This is a genomic window from Robiginitalea sediminis (genome assembly GCF_002198115.1).
GTDB classification, from domain to species: Bacteria; Bacteroidota; Bacteroidia; order Flavobacteriales; family Flavobacteriaceae; genus Robiginitalea; species Robiginitalea sediminis.
In genome coordinates this window covers 394,180-411,765 of record NZ_NGNR01000001.1, presented here as the reverse complement: position 1 = coordinate 411,765, position 17,586 = coordinate 394,180, and the positions used below count along the sequence as shown (strand labels likewise).

At 56.1% G+C, this 17,586-nt stretch carries 16 protein-coding genes; 3 read left to right on the top strand and 13 right to left on the bottom strand.

Translation table 11 applies throughout. The features are described 5' to 3' along the window. Positions 1-83: 83 nt before the first annotated feature. The 11 genes from CA832_RS01860 to CA832_RS01810 form a co-directional block, all read right to left on the bottom strand. Positions 84-713 (bottom strand): carbonic anhydrase family protein, encoded by a 630-nt coding sequence (locus CA832_RS01860; RefSeq protein ID WP_088339858.1) that lies wholly within the window; start codon positions 711-713, stop codon positions 84-86. Positions 714-716: 3 nt separating this feature from the next. Further along, entirely contained in the window at positions 717-2,297 is a 1,581-nt protein-coding gene (locus tag CA832_RS01855) for a SulP family inorganic anion transporter (protein WP_088339857.1), read from the bottom strand. A 63-nt stretch (positions 2,298-2,360) separates the two neighbouring features. Beyond that, a complete protein-coding gene (locus CA832_RS01850) occupies positions 2,361-2,666 on the bottom strand; it encodes a hypothetical protein (protein WP_088339856.1) in 306 nt (101 codons plus the stop codon). A 48-nt stretch (positions 2,667-2,714) separates the two neighbouring features. Further along, on the bottom strand, positions 2,715-3,485 hold the full coding sequence (locus tag CA832_RS01845) for a tetratricopeptide repeat protein (RefSeq protein ID WP_088339855.1): 771 nt from the start codon (positions 3,483-3,485) through the stop codon (positions 2,715-2,717). Position 3,486: 1 nt separating this feature from the next. Further along, on the bottom strand, positions 3,487-5,244 hold the full coding sequence (locus CA832_RS01840; protein ID WP_088339854.1) for a BatD family protein: 1,758 nt from the start codon (positions 5,242-5,244) through the stop codon (positions 3,487-3,489). Between the two features lie 20 nt (positions 5,245-5,264). After that, positions 5,265-6,083, bottom strand: coding sequence for a tetratricopeptide repeat protein (locus tag CA832_RS01835; RefSeq protein WP_088339853.1), 819 nt, complete (start codon positions 6,081-6,083; stop codon positions 5,265-5,267). A 3-nt stretch (positions 6,084-6,086) separates the two neighbouring features. Continuing rightward, on the bottom strand, positions 6,087-7,133 hold the full coding sequence (locus tag CA832_RS01830; protein ID WP_088339852.1) for a vWA domain-containing protein: 1,047 nt from the start codon (positions 7,131-7,133) through the stop codon (positions 6,087-6,089). A gap of 7 nt (positions 7,134-7,140) precedes the next feature. Beyond that, positions 7,141-8,139, bottom strand: a complete 999-nt coding sequence (locus tag CA832_RS01825; protein ID WP_198944448.1) for a vWA domain-containing protein — start codon at positions 8,137-8,139, stop codon at positions 7,141-7,143. Beyond that, positions 8,139-9,785 carry a hypothetical protein gene (locus CA832_RS01820; protein ID WP_233131706.1) on the bottom strand — a complete coding sequence of 549 codons (1,647 nt, stop codon included), beginning with the start codon at positions 9,783-9,785 and terminating at the stop codon, positions 8,139-8,141. The genes CA832_RS01825 and CA832_RS01820 overlap by 1 nt, the downstream gene beginning before the upstream one ends. Positions 9,786-9,790: 5 nt before the next feature. Beyond that, a complete protein-coding gene (locus CA832_RS01815; RefSeq protein ID WP_088339849.1) occupies positions 9,791-10,657 on the bottom strand; it encodes a DUF58 domain-containing protein in 867 nt (288 codons plus the stop codon). A gap of 64 nt (positions 10,658-10,721) precedes the next feature. Continuing rightward, the gene (locus CA832_RS01810) at positions 10,722-11,723 is read right to left on the bottom strand and encodes an AAA family ATPase (protein ID WP_088339848.1); all 1,002 of its coding nucleotides are present in this window, start codon (positions 11,721-11,723) and stop codon (positions 10,722-10,724) included. 161 nt (positions 11,724-11,884) lie between these two features. Between CA832_RS01810 and CA832_RS01805 the strand changes: the two genes are divergently transcribed. From CA832_RS01805 to CA832_RS01795, 3 genes are read left to right on the top strand one after another with little or no spacing between them, the layout of a single operon-like run. After that, positions 11,885-12,760 carry an aldo/keto reductase gene (locus CA832_RS01805; RefSeq protein WP_088339847.1) on the top strand — a complete coding sequence of 292 codons (876 nt, stop codon included), beginning with the start codon at positions 11,885-11,887 and terminating at the stop codon, positions 12,758-12,760. Positions 12,761-12,779: 19 nt separating this feature from the next. Continuing rightward, the gene (locus CA832_RS01800) at positions 12,780-13,529 is read left to right on the top strand and encodes an SDR family NAD(P)-dependent oxidoreductase (RefSeq protein ID WP_088339846.1); all 750 of its coding nucleotides are present in this window, start codon (positions 12,780-12,782) and stop codon (positions 13,527-13,529) included. Then, positions 13,526-14,662 (top strand): ATP-binding protein, encoded by a 1,137-nt coding sequence (locus tag CA832_RS01795; RefSeq protein ID WP_088339845.1) that lies wholly within the window; start codon positions 13,526-13,528, stop codon positions 14,660-14,662. The genes CA832_RS01800 and CA832_RS01795 overlap by 4 nt, the downstream gene beginning before the upstream one ends. Here CA832_RS01795 and CA832_RS01790 read toward each other — a convergent pair. Then, positions 14,653-16,590 carry an alpha-amylase family glycosyl hydrolase gene (locus tag CA832_RS01790; protein WP_088339844.1) on the bottom strand — a complete coding sequence of 646 codons (1,938 nt, stop codon included), beginning with the start codon at positions 16,588-16,590 and terminating at the stop codon, positions 14,653-14,655. The genes CA832_RS01795 and CA832_RS01790 overlap by 10 nt on opposite strands. Beyond that, entirely contained in the window at positions 16,587-17,540 is a 954-nt protein-coding gene (locus CA832_RS01785) for a carbohydrate kinase family protein (protein WP_088339843.1), read from the bottom strand. Before CA832_RS01785 ends, CA832_RS01790 begins: the two co-directional genes overlap by 4 nt. Between the last annotated feature and the right edge of the window lie 46 nt (positions 17,541-17,586).

Below are 17,586 nucleotides of genomic sequence, written 5' to 3'. Positions count from 1 at the left end.
TCCGGGGTGAAGATAGTACAAAAAGGGAAAGGCCGGGGTACCTGCCCCCCCCGACCTTTGCTCCTTTTTTCGGGTGGTGTACCCTATTTTAAAAAGCGGACTTCCCCGGTGGAGATGTCGTACATCGCGCCTACAATGCCTATTTCTCCATCCCGCTCCATTTCACACAGGATCTTGCTCTGCGAGCGGATATTCTCCAGGGCCATGCGAACGTTTTCCTCGGCCACTGCGTCTACGAACTGCAGGTTTTTGGAGGTCCTTTCCGATTCTTCCCTGGGCTCTTTTACCGCTGCCACTGCGGGTTCAATCTTGTTGATCAGGGTAGTCAGGTGTCCGAGGCGCGCATGGTCGCAGGCGCCTTTAACCGCGCCGCAACTGGTATGGCCCAACACCAGCAATAACCGGGTTCCCGCCAGCTTGCAGGCAAACTCCATACTCCCGAGGATGTCCTGGTTGATGAAGTTACCGGCTATGCGGATGCTGAAGATATCCCCCAGGCCCTGGTCGAAGACCAATTCGGCCGAAACGCGGGAGTCGATGCAACTCAGGACGGTGGCAAACGGAAACTGCCCGTCCTTGGTGTCGTTGACCTGCTCCAGCAGGTTCCGGTTCGCCTTCAGGTTTTGCTGGAACCGGAGGTTGCCCTTCTTAAGGAATTGCAGGGCTTTCTGCGGCGTCATGGACGCCTGGGTTTCTGCGTTGTGTGCTTTCATGGGTCAGGCTGTTTTTTTACGGAGTTTGAAAAAGGCTACAAAACTCTCCGGGTTGACCACCTCGCCCCGTTCGGAGATGAGGTGGATTTCAATGTTCCTGGCCTTTGCCTTATAGGCGAAGTCGTCCAGGATTTCAATAATGTCGTTATCCAGGTACCGGGTTTTTCGAACATCCAATTCAAGATAGGTATTTTCCGGTAGTTGGTCGAGCTCCTTCAGGATGGCCCCCTTGTTGAAAAACGTGACTTCTTCGGCCAGGGTCATCAGGATTTTGTGCTTGCCGTTGCTCTTGTCCTGGATGTGGAGGAAATGGGAATTCTGATAGCTTTTGATGAGGATAACAATAATGCCAACCCCAAGGCCCAGGCCAATCCCCACCAGCAAGTCTGTAAAGATGATCCCCAAAACGGTAACGATAAAGGGTACAAACTGTTTCCAGCCCTTATGGTACATCTCCTTGAACAGTGTGGGCTTGGCGAGCTTAAAACCTACTATAAATAGGATGGCAGCCAAAACCGACAAGGGAATCATATTGAGCAGGCGGGGGATCAGGATCACGGAGAACAGGAGGAAAAACCCGTGGATGATGGCAGACATCTTGGTTTTCCCGCCGGATTGAATGTTGGCCGAACTCCTCACGATGACCTGGGTAATAGGCAACCCGCCAACAAAACCGGAAATCATGTTTCCGGCCCCCTGGGCGAGTAACTCCCGGTTGGTGGGGGTCACGCGGCGCTCCGGGTCCAGCTTGTCCGTGGCTTCCACACAAAGCAGGGTTTCCAGGCTGGCTACCAGGGCAATGGTAAAGGCGGTGATCCAGATTTCGGTTTGCGTAATAACCGCGAAGTTCGGGAAGCTGAATTGCGCCAAAAACGAGGCGCTGTCTTCCGGGACCGGCACGCTTACCAGGTGTTCCGGGGAGATACCCAGCACGGCATGACCGCGGGTGGTGGCGTAGAACACAATCCCGACTATTACGGCTACCAGGGGTCCCTGGATCAGCTGGAAAATCTTCGCTTTTTTGGAGAGCACCTTATCCCACAAAATGAGAATGGTAAGGCCTACAAGGGCTACCAGGGTGGCACCCGGGGAGATATTGTTCAGGGTAAGGAGGATTTCCGAAAACGTGTTCTGGCCATCGACCTGGAAGAAGGCAAAATCCCCTTCCGGATCGGCATCGTACCCGAAGAAGTGCGGGATTTGTTTCAGGATAATGATAATCCCGATCCCCGTAAGCATCCCTTTAATGACGGATGATGGGAAATAGTAGCCGATAACCCCGGCTTTGAGTACCCCGAAGAGCATTTGGATGGCACCCCCCAGGACCACGGCTACCAGGAAGTTCTCCCAGCCCCCAAGGGCTCCAATGGCAGTGAGGACGATGGCAGCCAGCCCCGCAGCAGGGCCGCTTACCCCTATTTGCGAGCCGCTGAGCGACCCAACAACGACCCCCCCGATAATCCCGGCTATAAGGCCGGAAAATAAGGGTGCGCCACTGGCCAGGGCAATTCCGAGGCAAAGGGGCAGGGCTACAAAAAAGACGACGATACTGGCAGGCAGGTCCTGCCGTATGGATTTAAACATAACAAAGGAAAATGTGGCGCATGGGCGCCAGTTAGTTTACAAAAAGGAAAGGATGTCTATGGGTTATGACGTGGCCTGTTCAGGAGGGGGTACCCTGACTTCCATGGCATGGGAAGCCAAATGGCTGTCTGCGGTAAAGGGGGTATCCGGCTTCCGGGTCCAGAGGCCTGAAACCCCGGGAGACGCTTCGGAAAAGACGATTTTCTCCTCCCATTTGTCTGGCCCGGATGGCTCACCAGGCTCTTCTTCGCCCGTATTGAGGGCTATGCCCACAGGTTCTTCCTGCATGGCATACCACAATGCCGGGGGGGCAACGATCAGAAAAACCCATAACAAGGTCAGGGACACTAAGACAGGTCGGAGGTCCATTTTTCAATTGGCTTGGCTTAAATATAGCCAAAACCGCTTAAAGGAGCATTAAAAGTCCTTGAGGAGCCTGAGGTTGTCTCCTTGTGTCCACCCGGTTTGGCCGTCTGCAATCCGAAGCCTGACCCAGCTGTCCAGGCTGTCCAGCACCTGTACCTTGGTGCCTTCGTGCAATTCAAATACCGTCTCGGACCGGGGGTTGGGTTCTGTTTTAACCGACAGGGACTCGGAGAAGATAATGGCAGGTTGGTCCCGTTGGTACTCACGGTAATTCAGGAAGGCAAAGGTAGTGGCGGCCATCGCCAGCAGGAGGGCTGCCAGGGCGCCAATCAGGGAAATGCGTTTTTTGTTGGGTTGGTCCAGCAGGTAATAGAGCAGGGACCCTACTACAAAAAGAAACATCAGGACTATCCCGAAAAAGGCCCACCGATCCATAGTAAGCATATGCAGGACAGCGTCGTAGGCACGCCGGAGGTCTGTCCGGGGCATGGGCTCGATGTCGTCCAGGGTCATATTCTGCGCAAACCCCAGGTTGTTCCGGATTTCGGTATCGTTGGGGTCCAGGAGCAGGGCTTTTTCGTAATAATAAATACTCGGGGCAATGCGGCCGAGTTTGTAGTGCGCATTCCCGAGGTTGAAATACAGGGCGGAGGAATGCAGGTCTTCTTCCAGGATGGATTCGTAAAGGTCAATAGCCTCCTGGTAATCGCCTTCATTGTAGGCGTCGGTAGCCCTGGAAAACAGGCTATCTGCAGGGGCCTGACCAAACAGGAGCCTGGTGCCCAGCGCGAAAAGCAGAAAGAAAAACAAGAACTGCTTCATCTTATAGGGCTTTGTCTAATGCGGTTATCACTTCGCTGGCCTTTTCGTAATCCTGTTGCATACGCGCCACGGAGAACGGGCTGTAACGGGCCATTTCACAGCTCACAAGCAACTCCGTGAAGTACCCGATGTCTTCCTGGGAGATTCCCCTGGAGACCAGCAGTTCCCGGATTTTGTCCTTGCTGAATTCCGAGGTTTCGATCTTGAGCTTTGCTTTCAGGTAGTTGTGCAGGGCTTTTTCCAGGGCAATGTAGAACTCCTCCTTTTCCCCCAGGACCTTTTTGGCCCGGAACAGGTATTTGCGGGCCAGCTTGTTGGCGCGCCGGACCTTGGTGCCCTCTATATCCTGGTCCTTTTTATCCTTCCGCCTGCGCGCAAAGACTACCAATGGGATCAGCAGCAGCGGGGTAAACAACAGGGCCCAGTGCCTGCCTGTACCGAAAAACGGCACCCATGCCCTGGGGCCGAGGTTTGGTTCCAGTTTGATAAAGTGGAATTGGTCCCCTCTGGAAACCGGGATTTTGCGTTCTGCCGTGGCCGGGGAAGCCGATGGCATGTTAGCCGAGGGTCCCTCGAGGACATCGATCATTATTTCCTCGGAAGTGATGCTGCGGTAGGTTTCCGCCTTGGGGTCGAAGTAGGAAAACCGGATTTCCGGGATGGGGTATTTCCCCTGGAAGGAGGGGACAATGGTATAGGTCTCGGTTACGCTGCCTTGCATCCCGGCCAGGGTGGTACGGACATCTTCCGAGAATTCCGGTTCGTAAACCTCCAGGGCACTAGGCAGGTTCAGTTCCGGGAGCTGGAAAAGCTTCAGGTTTCCTTTTCCCGATACGCTAACGCGGGCCTGCAAGGACTCGGAGGCGTTAAGGGCGTCCTTGGTGGTTTCCACCTTGAAGTCGAATTCGCCGACAGCACCGCTAAACCCTTCGGGCTGCCCCTCCAGGGGCAGGGGTTTAACGCGGATGCTGCGCTTGCCCGCCGAGACGGTTTTGTGGGTGGTGGTGTAGATCCGGTTCCCGAAAAAGTCCCGGCGGTCCGTGGGGATTTCCAGGGATACGTCCAGGGCGAGGGGTTCTATTTCCAGCTCCCCGCTCTTTTGGGGGTAGAGCACCACTCGTTTGAGCACCACATACCGGTAGGGCTGGCCATTATACGAGCCGTTTTCCACATTGTATTTGCTGAATGGGATTTCCTGGCTCCAGAAATCGTTGTATTTGGGGTTGTCAAGCGGTCTGAAATTAGAGACGCCCACCGCCGAGCTGAAATACAATTTGTACACCACGCTTATGGGCTCGTTCATGAAGGGGTCCATTTTCGAAACCTCGGCTACCAGGTGGAGGTTCTTATCCGCTATGTCGTCCGGGGAAGGGGCGCCATTAGGGGTATCCACGGCCTCGGTCACCGAAACTTCTGCGGGGATGGTCTTATACGTTTCCCCTGAGATATCAATACTGGCCTGCCCGATGCGGAAGTTGCCCTTTGCCGTAGGGGCCAGGATATAGGAATAGGTTTTGGAGTATTTGCGCACGCCGTTGATCCAGCTGGAACTGATGGCCTGGGAGGGGCCCATCAGCACCCGGAACCCTTCGAAATCCGGGGGGATAAAGTTATCCCCATCCTGGTTCATGATAAAATCGGCCCGGAGGCGCTCGTTTACCCCTAGCTGGTTTTTACTCAATTTCAGCTCGAAGGTAACCCCCTCCTCATCCTGGGCGCGAGTGGCACCCGGAAGCAGCAGGCACAAAGCCAGAACCATATGGAGGAAAGCGTGTTTCACTACCAGTCTTTTTCGGTTTTAACAGGTACCCCCTTTACTTTTTGGGCATCGATTTTCTCCTTTACCTTTTTCTCTTCATTCTCCATGGCCTGCAGCAAATTCTGGATTTGCTGAGGGGATAGCTGGTTGGGTTGTTGCTGCTGGGGCTCATTCTGTTCGGGTTTGCGGTCCTGCTCTTCCTTCTGGTCGCCTTCCCCTTGCTGGTTCTCCTCTTTTTCATCGGAGTCTCCCTGCTGGTCCTGCTGGTCGTCATTTTCCCCTTCCTGCTCGCTCTGGTCCTGGTTTTCCTGTTCCTGATCCTGCTGGTCCTGCTCCTGTTGGTCTTCCTGGTTATCCTGGTTATCCTGGTTTTGCTGGTCGTTCTTCAGCATTTCCTTGGCCAGGGCCAGGTTGTAGCGCGTCTCTTCGTCCGTGGGGTCGTTTCGCAGGGCTTCCTTATAGGCCTCAACGGCCTTCTGATAGTCCTTCTGTTTCATATAGACGTTCCCCATATTGTGGTACGCTTTGTGTTTTCCGGGCTTGGCTTCGGCCCGTTCCCCGGCTTCCTTATACCGGCCGAAGGCTTCCCCGAAACTCTCCTTTTCGTAATAGGCGTTGCCCAGATTGTAAGGGGCGGCGGCATTTTTATCGCTGCGCGCAATGGCTTTCCGGTAATTGGCCTCGGCATCCACAAAGGCATCTTCGGCCAGTTGGTCGTTGGCCTCGGCCGTAAGCTGTCTGGAGGCCCGGAGTGCCTTTTGCTCTTCCTTCTGGGCTTCCTGCCCCAAGAGGGTTACGGCCGGGATAAAGAATAGTATGATGCAGGTCCAGCGGTTCATGCCCTAAGCAGCTTTTTTCTCGTTAAACAAATCCAGTTTGCGAAGCCATGCCGTCTTGCGCTCCAGGACAAAGATATCCAGCAACAGCAGCAGGATGGCACCTCCCAAAAACCACTGGAACTGATCCTTGAATTCGGCGAATTGCTTGGCTTCAAATTCCATTTTGTCCATTTCCTGGAGGATTTGAGTAATGGAGGAAACGGCCTCGGAAGTGTTCGCCCCGCTGAGGTATTCCCCATCCCCCTCCGATGCGATTTCCCACAGGATATCCTCGTTGAGTTTGGTAATGACCACTTCCCCTTCCTGGTCCCTCTTCAGGCTTTCCAGGACCCCGTTGCGCTTGATGGGGATTGGCCCGCCCTTGGCGCTGCCCACCCCTATGGTAAAGATGCGGATGCCCTGTTCCCGGGCTGCTTCCAGGGCGCTGCCCAGGGAGCCTTCCGAATGGTCTTCCCCGTCCGAAATGATAAAAAGGACCCGGTTGGTCTGCTCTTCGTCGTCGTAGTAGGTAGTGGCCAGTTCAATGGCTTCCCCGATGGCCGTCCCCTGGGAGGAGAGCATATCGGTGTTCATGCTTTGCAGGAACATTTTTGCCGCCCCATAGTCTGTGGTGATGGGCAGCTGCGGATATGCCTGGGCCGCATAGGCGATGATGCCCACCCGGTCGCTGGCCAGGTTGTTGATGATCTCCGATACCAGGCGCTTGCCCTTTTCCAGGCGGTTGGGGGCGATGTCCTCCGCCAGCATGCTCTTGGAAACATCTACCGCAAAGACGATGTCTACCCCCTCCCGTTTGACCGTTTCCAGCTTGGTCCCCATTTTGGGATTTACAAGCCCCACCACCAACAGGGCAATGGCCCCCAGAAAAAGGATGAGTTTGATCTGCGGTTTGAAAAGGGAACGGTCCGGGGCCAGCTTCCGGAGCAACCGGCCATCGGCAAACCTGCGCTGGGTGCGTTTTTTCCAGAAGTGGTGCAGCAGGTACAGCAGAAGCAGGGCTGGGATAACCAGCAACAGGTACAAATATGTTTTTTCGTCCAGCTGTATCATGTCTTGATCAGATAAAACTGCGGAACAGGGTATACCTCAGGAGCCATTCCAGGAGCAACAGGCCTCCGGCAAGGAGCACCCAGGGCCGGAACTTCTCCTCGTACCGGTAATACTTGAATTCCTCAATTTCCGTTTTTTCCAGCTTGTTGATCTCATCGTAGATCTCCTGGAGTTTTTCATTGTCTGTGGCCCGGAAATACTGCCCCCCCGTAGCTTGGGCGATGTCTTCCAAAAGGGCTTCGTCTATTTCTACCTGCCGCATGCCGTAGCGGAAGGAGCCATCCGGGTTATAGCCTATAGGGGAAAGGGCATTCCCGTTGGTGCCCAGGCCAATGGTATAGGTCTTGATGTCGTATTCCAGGGCCAGGTCCGCGGCGGTTTGGGGCTCGATAAAGCCGGCATTGTTTACCCCGTCCGTAAGCAGGATAATGACCTTGGATACCGCCTGGCTTTCCTTCAGGCGGTTTACGGCCGTTGCCAGCCCCATCCCGATGGCAGTGCCGTCGTTGAGCTGCCCATAGGTGATTTCCTTCATGGCAGACAGGACAATGGACTTGTCGCTGGTTATGGGGGTTTTGGTATAGCTTTCCCCGGCGTAAGCTACCAGGCCAATGCGGTCATTGGGCCTTTGACGGATGAACTCCCCGGCAACCTCCTTCAGGGCCGAGAGGCGGTTGGGTTTCAGGTCCCGCGCCAGCATACTGGAGGAGACGTCTATGGCCATGACAATGTCGATGCCCTTGGTAGTCTTGGTTCGGGTGGAGACATCCTGGGTCTGCGGGCGCGCCATGGCGGTAATGACAGCGGCAAGGGCCAGGAGCCTCAGGGCAAAAGGAAGGGGGTAGAGCCGGTCCAGCAGGCCCCGGGCCCCAAAACCAGTAAGGCTGGACATGCGCAGGTGCGCACTCTGTTTGTTGCGTTTGATCAGGTACCACGCCAGTGCCACCGGCAGGGCCAGCAGCAGCCAGAAATACTCAGGGTTGGCGAATGTGATGTTGTTCCCGATCATACGGTTGTTTTTACATCGAGGGTTTGCAGGATGCGCTGCACGATGGCTTCGGCGTAGGCATCCCCTTCTTCCCAGGACAGGACTACCTGCTGCAGGAAGCCCTTGCCCCCGAATAACAGGATTTGGTAGGCGCCGTCCAAGCTGTCCCCGGAATCCGGGACGGCAAAACGGGCACTGCCGTAAACTTTGATACCCTCTACTCCGGAGGCGGTAGTGAAGGAATCCTGTTTGGTGATGATATTGCGGGCCCCGGACTGCTCGAAGCGGGCGAGCACGGCTTCAATACTGCCTTCTATGTCGGGCTCGGCTTCCGGGTCGGTCAGTACGGTGGAGCTGACCATGACCGATAGCCTGGCGCCGGGGTTGTCGTACCCGAAGATATGCATGTCTGCAATACTGGCGCGCATTTCCGGTGGGATCGTGATTTCCTTCCTGAGCAGGACCTGTGGGGTTTCTACCAGGATTGGAGGGTAGCCATAGGAGCTGGAAATCCATTCCCCTTCCAGGAGGGATTTGGTCGGGGTCCCGAAAACAGACTCCCGCACCCGGTCTACTCCGAAATAGGCCACGGAAGCGCCGGAACCTACCAAGAGGAGGATGCCTGCTGCAGCCGCTGCCAGCCGGATTCGTTTGCGGCGTTGCAGTGCGCGTTGGGCTTCCTTGTAGGCCTCTTGTTCCATTAGTTCCTCCTCTGTGGGCGGGGGGATGGCGTCGTGTGTTTTCACTACGATAAGTTCCACAGCCTTGCGGTCCTCCTCGGCCCTGGAGGTGGCGGGTTTGGACTTGGCGAACTTAACCAGGTCCGCCGTTTCCAGGATGGTCCTGAACTGGGACAGGGTTTCCGGGTCGAGGTTCAGCTGCCCGGCGTCCCGGAGCATCTCCAGCTTGGTGATGAGTTCGGAGGTAGTGCTCTCCAGGGCACTCACATGGATTTCATCCTCCAGGTATAACCGAACGATGTTGGTCAGTTCGGTATAATAGGCCTTGAATTCGTCCTGGATGAGGTACCGGGAGTCCTCCAATTGCCGCAACTGGTGCAACGCCCTTTCAAAAGGCGGCAACAAAGCTTCCTGCTCGGATTCCGAAAGGGGTTTACGGCGCCAGAAAAACCAATAGAAAAGCCCCCCGGCAAAAAGCAGGGCGAGGACTACCCACCCCAGGATGCGCAGCCACCCCCAGGAAGAGGCTTCCACATCCTCCAGGGGTTTGATATCGTACATTTTCTGGGTAACCGTGTCTACCGGGATGGTAGCTACTGACACAAACAGGGAGTCGGTGAAATAGCCGCGCCCGTCCACTTCGATACGTTGGCTGGGCAGCAGGAAATACCCCGAATCGAACTGGGTCAGGGCATAGGTTTTGAGCAACCGCATCCGGTGGTCTTCCCGGGTGGTGTCGGTGGGCAGGGCCTCTACGGTTTCCAGGGGGGAAAAGGTCTGCCCCTCTGGGAATATGACGTTTGCGGCAGAGTCCGCTTCGACCTCCACGGTAAACCGGATCTGCTCCCCGATTCGGATGGCGGCAGTATCTACAGCGCTGCGGATTACCGGACCCTCCTGGGCCATGGCGCCAAAAAGGCAAAGGAGCCACAGGGCCGAAGCCAGCCCCCAGGTAATCCCGATATGTTGCCTTTTCGTGTTCATTCCCATCAGGCCCTTTGTTTGAAAAAGCCCAGCAATTTTTTTACATAGCTTTCGTCCACCCGGCAATCGAGGGACCCGCAGCCTGCGCGTTTAAAGGTTTCGTGGTAATACCGGATGCGTTCCCTGTAGTGGTCGGCATAGCGTTGGCGCAAGGCCCTGGACTGGGTGTTGACCATCCGCATTTGACCGGTTTCTGCGTCCTGCATGCGTACCAGCCCCAGGTTTGGAATCTCTGCTTCCACAGGGTCGTAAACCCGGATGCCGGTCAGGTCGTGTTTCTTCCCGGTTATCCGGAGGGTATGTTCGTAATCTGCCGCCATGAAATCCGAAAGCACAAAAACAATGGCCTTTTTCTTCATGACATTGGAGAGGTACTTCAGGGCCTCGGACAGATCGGTCTTATGGCTTTTGGGCTCAAATTCCAGGAGTTCCCGGATGATACGAAGTACGTGGCTTTTCCCCTTTTTCGGAGGGATAAACAACTCCACCTCATCCGAAAACAGGATAAGTCCCACCTTGTCGTTGTTCTGCAAGGCAGAGAACGCCAGGGTTGCCGAGATCTCGGTGAGAACCTCGCGTTTAAACTGCTCTACCGTGCCGAAAAACTCCGAACCGCTGACGTCTACCAGCAGCATCATGGTGAGTTCCCGCTCCTCCTCGAACACTTTCACAAACGGCTCGTTGTAGCGGGCGGTAACGTTCCAGTCTATGGCCCGTACATCGTCTCCGTACTGGTATTGCCGCACTTCGCTGAAGGTCATGCCGCGCCCTTTGAAGGTGGAGTGGTACTCCCCCCCGAAAATGTGATCGGAAAGACGGCGGGTCTTAATCTCGATCTTGCGAACTTTCTTTAAAAGCGCTTTGGTATCCATAACGGGTCAGGGCCTTGAAAGCAGGTTCCGGAATCCGAAAAAACAGGGGGCCAATGAGCAATCCCTAGGGGACTTCCACCTGGTTTACGATGCGGTTAATGAGTTCCTCCGAGGTGACGTTTTCCGCTTCGGCCTCATAGGTAATCCCAATCCGGTGACGGAGCACGTCGTGGACAATGGCCCGGACGTCTTCCGGAATCACATAGCCCCGGCGTTTGATAAAGGCATAGCACTTGGCTGCCGTGGCCATGTTGATACTGCCCCGGGGAGATGCCCCGAAGCTGATCAGCGGTTTAATTTCGGAGAGGCCGTACTTTTCCGGGTAACGCGTGGCAAAGACGATGTCGAGGATGTACTTCTCGATCTTCTCATCCATGTAGACCCCCCGGACGGCTTCCTGCGCTGTCAGTATTTGTTTTAGGCTCACCACCGGGTTGATGGCCGGTTTTTCGCCTTTCAGGTTCTGGCGGATGATGAGCTGTTCCTCGGTCATCTTCGGGTAGTCGATGATGGTCTTTAGCATAAAACGGTCCACCTGGGCTTCAGGGAGGGGGTATGTACCCTCCTGTTCCACCGGGTTCTGGGTAGCCATAACCAGGAAGGGTTCGTCCAGCCCGAAGGTTTCATCCCCGATGGTTACCTGCCGTTCCTGCATCGCTTCCAGCAGGGCCGACTGCACCTTGGCAGGGGCCCGGTTGATCTCATCGGCCAGGATAAAATTGGCGAAAATGGGCCCGCGCTTGATGGAGAAATCGTTCTCCTTGATGTTGTAGATCAGGGTTCCGATCACATCGGCAGGCAACAGGTCCGGGGTAAACTGTATGCGGGAAAAGCTCCCTTTTACGGCCTGGGCAAGGCTTTTGATGGCCAGGGTCTTGGCCAGCCCGGGAACGCCTTCCAGCAGGATATGTCCCTGCCCCAGCAATCCGATGAGCAATCGCTCTACCATGTAGCGCTGTCCTATAATGGCCTTGTCCATTTCTCGGATCAGCAGGTCAATAAAGGCACTTTGCTCGGCTATTTTTTCATTTACAGCGCTAATGTCCACTGCACGGGTTTCTTCCATCCCAAAAGCTTTAGTAATTGTTTGTCGATAAGCCTGTTTAGTTGCAAGCCGCAAATTGAAAATTTATTTACGATTGCCCTGTTAACGATTGGTTAAAAATACCGCAAAACCCCCAGTTTTATGATGGTTTTAAGGGATTTTATTTCTACATTCACAAGCCTATGCAGACGCCCGTTAACCCCTCCCGAATCATTGCCGGAACCATGACCTGGGGGCGGTGGGGAAGGGAGCTGGATACCCCGGCCATGGCAGGGCTCATAGATCACTGCCTGGATATCGGAATCCGCACCTTCGACCACGCCGATATTTACGGTGGATACACCACCGAAGCCGCCTTCGGGACTGCCCTGAAGGAAAGTGGCGCAGCCCGGGAAAACCTCGAGCTGATCAGCAAATGCGGCATACAGTACCTCTGTGAGTCCAGGCCAAACCGGGTGAAACATTACCAGTACGACAAGGCCTATATTGTCTGGTCTGCGGAGCAATCCCTCAAAAACCTGAAAACGGAGTACCTGGACCTGCTGCTGTTGCACAGGCCCAGCCCGCTCATGCACCCTGCCGAAGTTGCCGAGGCCTTTGCCGTACTTCGGGAGTCGGGGAAGGTACGGGCTTTCGGGGTTTCGAATTTCACCCCTTCCCAGGTAGCCCTGATCAGTGCTGCGGCCGAGGTTTCCGCCCATCAGTTTGAGTGTTCCCTGACGGCCCGTGAAGCCCTGTACAACGGCGTTCTGGACGATTGCCTGCAACACGGCCGGATGGCGATGGCCTGGAGCCCGCTTGGCTCCTACTTCCGCGGGGAGGACCCGGCCCGGGAACGAATTGCCGGCTGTTTGGAAGGGCTAACCCGGCGTTACGGGGCGAGTGAAAACCAGCTCTTGCTGGCCTGGCTTATGCAGCACCCTGCCGGAATCCGCCCCGTGGTGGGGACCACCCGCCCGGAGCGCCTGAAAGAATCCCTGGAGGCCTGCAACCTGGAGCTGGAATTGGAGGACTGGTTCGAGCTCCTCGTGGCCGCCCAGGGCCATAAAGTACCCTGAAGTAAACCAAAAGGAAGACATGGATAAAGTTGTATTGATTACCGGAGCCACCAGTGGGATTGGCCGCGCCACCGTAAACCGGCTGGCCGGGGAGGGTTACCGGATTATCGCCTGCGGCAGGAGGGAAGACCGCCTTTCAGAATTGCGTGACACATGGGGTGATGCCCTGCATACCCTGGTCTTCGACGTGCGCAACAAGGAGGCTGTCGCGGCTGCCATAAACGGGTTGCCAGAGGCTTTCAGGCCCGTGGATATCCTGGTCAACAACGCCGGAAACGCCCATGGTCTGGACCCCATTCAATCCGGGTCCCTGGAGGACTGGGATGCCATGATGGACATTAACGTCAAAGGCCTCCTTTACGTCACCCATGCCGTCCTGCCTATGATGCTGGAGTCCGGGGCAGGCCACATTATCAACATCGGGTCCACGGCAGGGAAGGAGGTATATCCGAAGGGCAATGTCTACTGCGCGAGCAAACACGCCGTGGATGCGCTCAACCAGGCCATGCGGATAGACCTCAATGAAGCGGGGATCCGGGTAGGGGCCGTCAACCCGGGCCTGGTGGAAACCGAGTTCAGCGAGGTGCGGTTTAAAGGGGACACGGATCGTGCCGCCGGGGTGTACCAGGGGTTCCAACCCCTGAAACCCGAAGACATCGCAGACCTCATTTCGTTTGCCATCAGCCGCCCGCCCCATGTGAACATCGCGGACCTGGTGGTCATGCCCACCGCCCAGGCCAGTAGTACCATCGTACGTAGAAAGTCATGATCAACAAGCGCCTTCTGATTAAGACCCTGTTGGCGCATAACGACGAGAACAGTTTCTACGACAAAAAGCGCTTCATCGATATTGGTCACAAGGAAGGGAAGGCCAAGTTTTTGAAACACGTCTGCGCCCTTTCCAACAGCAACCCGGCCAACCGCTCCTACATTGTGGTGGGAGTGGAGGATGCCAACAACGAAATCACAGGCGTGGACTTCTTCGACGACAGCAAGATCCAGAATCTGGTTAATGCCTATCTGGATGCTCCCCCTCGGATTGCCTACGAGAACGTCCAGTTCCCCAACCTGCCAGAGGGCAAGGTGGTGGGTCTGGTGACCATCCGGTCTTCGGGCCGGCTTTGCTCCCTCCGCAAGAACATCTGGAAATACTATGGGGGGATGGTTTTTTTCCGGGAAGGGAGCATCAGCAAACCCCGGAAGGACAACCTCGAACTCGCAGATGTGAATTCGGAAGTGGTGGCCCGCATCGAACAGCACGCCCGCAACAACATCGAACTCACCCTGGATGGGGTCATCGATTTTATCAACATCCGCCATGCGGACCTGCCGAGTTTCTACCGGGTGTTTAAAGAGCAGTTCGTGGTGTGCTGGGCCGGCAACCGGAAGGTGGTCCGGGAACATGAGTACTTCTCCCGGGTCGATATCGAACTGATCAACGAGCAGGTCAAACTCTTTTATTCCGCCCTCGATGAGGTGGCCATCAGCTTCGATGCGGATTCCTTCAACATTGTGGAATACGTCTACCTGGGCCTGGAGAACCAGAAGCACTACTACCCCCTGGAGAAGGTAGCCATCCGCTTCCAGGAAAACGGGGATTACCAGATAGAGAGCGACCTGGTTTTTGAGCCTCCCCAATACGACCGGAAGACCTTACACCACATCCTCAACGCCTGCACCGCCATTTGGGCGAAACTCAGCCGGGGGATCCCGTTAACCCCTGCGGAGGAACGGGACCTGCCACAAATACCTTCCCTCTTGCTGATCTGTTACCTGAATGGTTTTGAGAAATCGAGGGATGAACTCCTGGCTGCCCGCTCCTGGCTCAAAACCAGGCATGAGGCCTCCTATATTTCCCTAAAGGAATCCCTGCGCATCCTGAGAAAAGTGCGTTACAACTGACTTTTGGAGAGCCAAATCAGGGCGTAAGGCGGGACTTCGAGGAGCCCGCTGCCCACCTTCCCCCGGGTGTCCCGGGCCAGGTTGTGGTAGGTGCCATCCTGCACATACCCCAGGCGCTGTAGCCAGCTGGCATTCAATACCTCCACCGAAGAAGCGAAGTTGGCCACGACCAGGAGGCCGTCGTCCTTGCCGCGTCTTTCAAAGACAAACAGGTGTTCATTTCCCGGGTCGTGCAGCAAGGCTTCGCCGGCCCCGTCTAGGGCGCGGATCTCCCTGCGCAACCCGATCATTCGGGAGAGGGATTCGAAAATGCGGGTTGCCGGGAGGGAGGCCTCCCCCAGGCGCCGGACGGTTTTCCAGTCGTGGAGGGGACGGTTGAGCCACCGGCTGTCTTCGGCCATGGCAGGGTCATCCAGGTAGGAGTAATCGTTTGGCATCCCGATCTCGTCCCCGGCATAAACCAGGGGCAGGCCCGGGGCCGCCAGGATGATGCCGTAGAGCATCAGGAGTTTATCTACAGCCGTGTCAATGGCCTCGGGGTCCGAGGCTTCCAGGGCCTTCTCAAGCCCCAGGAGGGAGGCGGCACTTCCGGTAATGCGGCCGTCGCCCGTGAAGGGGTTGAACATAAAAACAGCTCCCTTGGCAGGAGACCAGTCCAGGCGCTGGCAGTAGTAATCGACCAGGAATTTCCGGTGCATGCCGGGGTCCCACCCAAGGGCTGCAATATGGGCATTGTCGAACCCCAGGCCAATGTCGTCGTGGCAACGGATATAGTTGATCCAGCTCCCGGAGGCCGGTTTTTCCGGGATATGCCTCAGGCTTCTGTAGAGCAGGCCAGTTTTGGTTGTGGCAACCGCATCCCAGAGGCAGGCCATAAAGGTGGCGTGGTAGGCCAGTTCGCAGGAATTGCCCTTTAAGGGTCCTTCCCCGAAATACCGGACAATTTCATGCGGGGCCACAATGGCTTCCGCCAGCAGGGCAACCCCCGGGGCCACCACCTGAAGGCAAAGGCGGAAGAGGCTGATGAGCTGGTGTGCCTCCGGCAGGTTCTGGGAATCGGTGCCCAGTTTTTTCCACAGGAAGGCCAGGGCGTCGAAACGCACGACATCTACTCCCATGTTGGCCAGGTGGATCAGATTTCCCAGCATTTCCAGGAAAACCTCCGGGTTGGTGTAGTTCAGGTCCCATTGGTAGGAATTGAAAACGGTCATCACCCACCGGTCCATTTCCGGGATGTAGGTAAAATTCCCCGGGGAGGTTTCCGGGAAAATTTCAGGGAGGTTCGCCTCAAAGGCGTCCGGAACAGTACGGTCCGGATAGGTGTAATAGTATTGCTGAAACCGGGCTTCCCCTGCCTTGGCCCGTTGCGCCCAGGAGAATTCGTCCGAGGTGTGGTTTACCACAAAATCGAGCATGAGGCAGATCCCGTTTTCCCGGAAGGTGGCTGAAAGCCTGGCGAAGTCTTTGTCCGTGCCGTAGCGCGGGTCTATCTCGGTATAACTGTTAACCGCGTACCCCCCGTCGTTGGGCCCTTTGGGTCTTTTGGTCAGGGGCATCAGGTGCAGGAAGTTCACCCCCAGTTTTTGGAAATAGGGGAGTTTTTGCTCGAGGGTCTTCAGGTCCCCGCAGAACCGGTCTACGTAGAGCTGCATCCCCACCCACCGGCTGGACTGGTACCAGTGGCCTTCCGCAAGGCGGTCCAGGTCCTGGTCCTGCAGGTCTGTAGTACGCTCCTTAAACCACCCCGGCAATTTACCCAGGAGTCGTTTAAAGGCATCGGCCTGGTCCGGGTAGAGGCTGAAAAAAAGGTCCTGGATCAGCGTTAGGTTGGCAGCCAGCCGCTGTTCAAAAAGGGCCTTTCGGGTACCCCCGGAGCGGTCTCCGAGCCTGGACCCGGCCAGCAGGCGGTGTAGCTCGTACTGGTTCATGCCAGGGCTTGCTGGAGTTTGTCCCGGTCCGGGAGGGATTCAATTGCCCCGAAGCCCGTGGTGGTGAGGGCCCCGGCAGCATTGGCGATGCGAATCATCCCGGCAAGGGTTTCGAACTGGTCTTTTGCCGCAAAGGGGTCTTCCAGGGAGGCGAGTTGCCAGAGCAGGCAACCGATAAAGGCATCACCCGCCCCGGTGGTATCTACGGGGGATACGGAAATACTCGGGATGGTTTGCTGCCTTCCCGGGATACTCAGGAGTGTGCCGGCCTTGCCCAGGGTAACCACGATGATTTCTGCCCCAGTATTATGGAGGATTTCGCAGGCCTCGGAAGGGTCTTCTGCCCCGGCCAGCAGCTGGGCCTCCTCCAGGCTGAATTTACACAGGTTGGCCTTCTCGATAAACGGCTGGCATTTCTTTACAAAGACAGACTCCTTCTTTTTCCAGAGGTCCTGGCGGAAATTGGGGTCGAAGCTGATAAAGGACCGGCTTGTCAGCCCATCGAAAAAATAATGGCCGTAGGCCGATTCCAGCGGCCCGCCCAACAGGGCGGTGGCAGCCCCCAGGTGGATCATATTCCCTTTGAATTCGGCTTTGATGGCCGGGAGGTATTTTAATTCGCGGTCTGCCCCCCTGCTGAAAACGAAATCCCGCTCCCCGTCCTGCGCAATGGACACAAAGGCCAGGGTGGTAAAGGTATCGCTGCGCTGCAGGTGACGCGTATCCACGCCCTGGTCCATAAGGGTCTGGCAGAGGAAATTCCCAAAGGGGTCTTCCCCTACGCACCCTATAAAGGCACTGGACCCGCCCAGCTTGGAAATGGCACAGGCCACATTGGCCGGTGCGCCACCAGCCTTCCGGGTGAATTGGTGGGCTTCGGAGAGGTTGTTGCCCTGGTTTTCCGCCACAAAATCGATGAGCAATTCCCCAATGCAAAATACGTTCCTCATGGTATCTCCCGTCCCGCCTTTAGGGTATGCCTGCGGGATTACGGAC

What these genes read in the sequence shown, in the direction of transcription:
- CA832_RS01860 (WP_088339858.1), bottom strand. Translation starts at nt 713, where the DNA reads ATGAAAGCACACAACGCAGAAACCCAGGCGTCCATGACGCCGCAGAAA.
- CA832_RS01855 (WP_088339857.1), bottom strand. Translation starts at nt 2,297, where the DNA reads ATGTTTAAATCCATACGGCAGGACCTGCCTGCCAGTATCGTCGTCTTT.
- CA832_RS01850 (WP_088339856.1), bottom strand. Translation starts at nt 2,666, where the DNA reads ATGGACCTCCGACCTGTCTTAGTGTCCCTGACCTTGTTATGGGTTTTT.
- CA832_RS01845 (WP_088339855.1), bottom strand. Translation starts at nt 3,485, where the DNA reads ATGAAGCAGTTCTTGTTTTTCTTTCTGCTTTTCGCGCTGGGCACCAGG.
- CA832_RS01840 (WP_088339854.1), bottom strand. Translation starts at nt 5,244, where the DNA reads ATGGTTCTGGCTTTGTGCCTGCTGCTTCCGGGTGCCACTCGCGCCCAG.
- CA832_RS01835 (WP_088339853.1), bottom strand. Translation starts at nt 6,083, where the DNA reads ATGAACCGCTGGACCTGCATCATACTATTCTTTATCCCGGCCGTAACC.
- CA832_RS01830 (WP_088339852.1), bottom strand. Translation starts at nt 7,133, where the DNA reads ATGATACAGCTGGACGAAAAAACATATTTGTACCTGTTGCTGGTTATC.
- CA832_RS01820 (WP_233131706.1), bottom strand. Translation starts at nt 9,785, where the DNA reads ATGAACACGAAAAGGCAACATATCGGGATTACCTGGGGGCTGGCTTCG.
- CA832_RS01815 (WP_088339849.1), bottom strand. Translation starts at nt 10,657, where the DNA reads ATGGATACCAAAGCGCTTTTAAAGAAAGTTCGCAAGATCGAGATTAAG.
- CA832_RS01810 (WP_088339848.1), bottom strand. Translation starts at nt 11,723, where the DNA reads ATGGAAGAAACCCGTGCAGTGGACATTAGCGCTGTAAATGAAAAAATA.
- CA832_RS01805 (WP_088339847.1), top strand. Translation starts at nt 11,885, where the DNA reads ATGCAGACGCCCGTTAACCCCTCCCGAATCATTGCCGGAACCATGACC.
- CA832_RS01800 (WP_088339846.1), top strand. Translation starts at nt 12,780, where the DNA reads ATGGATAAAGTTGTATTGATTACCGGAGCCACCAGTGGGATTGGCCGC.
- CA832_RS01795 (WP_088339845.1), top strand. Translation starts at nt 13,526, where the DNA reads ATGATCAACAAGCGCCTTCTGATTAAGACCCTGTTGGCGCATAACGAC.
- CA832_RS01790 (WP_088339844.1), bottom strand. Translation starts at nt 16,590, where the DNA reads ATGAACCAGTACGAGCTACACCGCCTGCTGGCCGGGTCCAGGCTCGGA.
- CA832_RS01785 (WP_088339843.1), bottom strand. Translation starts at nt 17,540, where the DNA reads ATGAGGAACGTATTTTGCATTGGGGAATTGCTCATCGATTTTGTGGCG.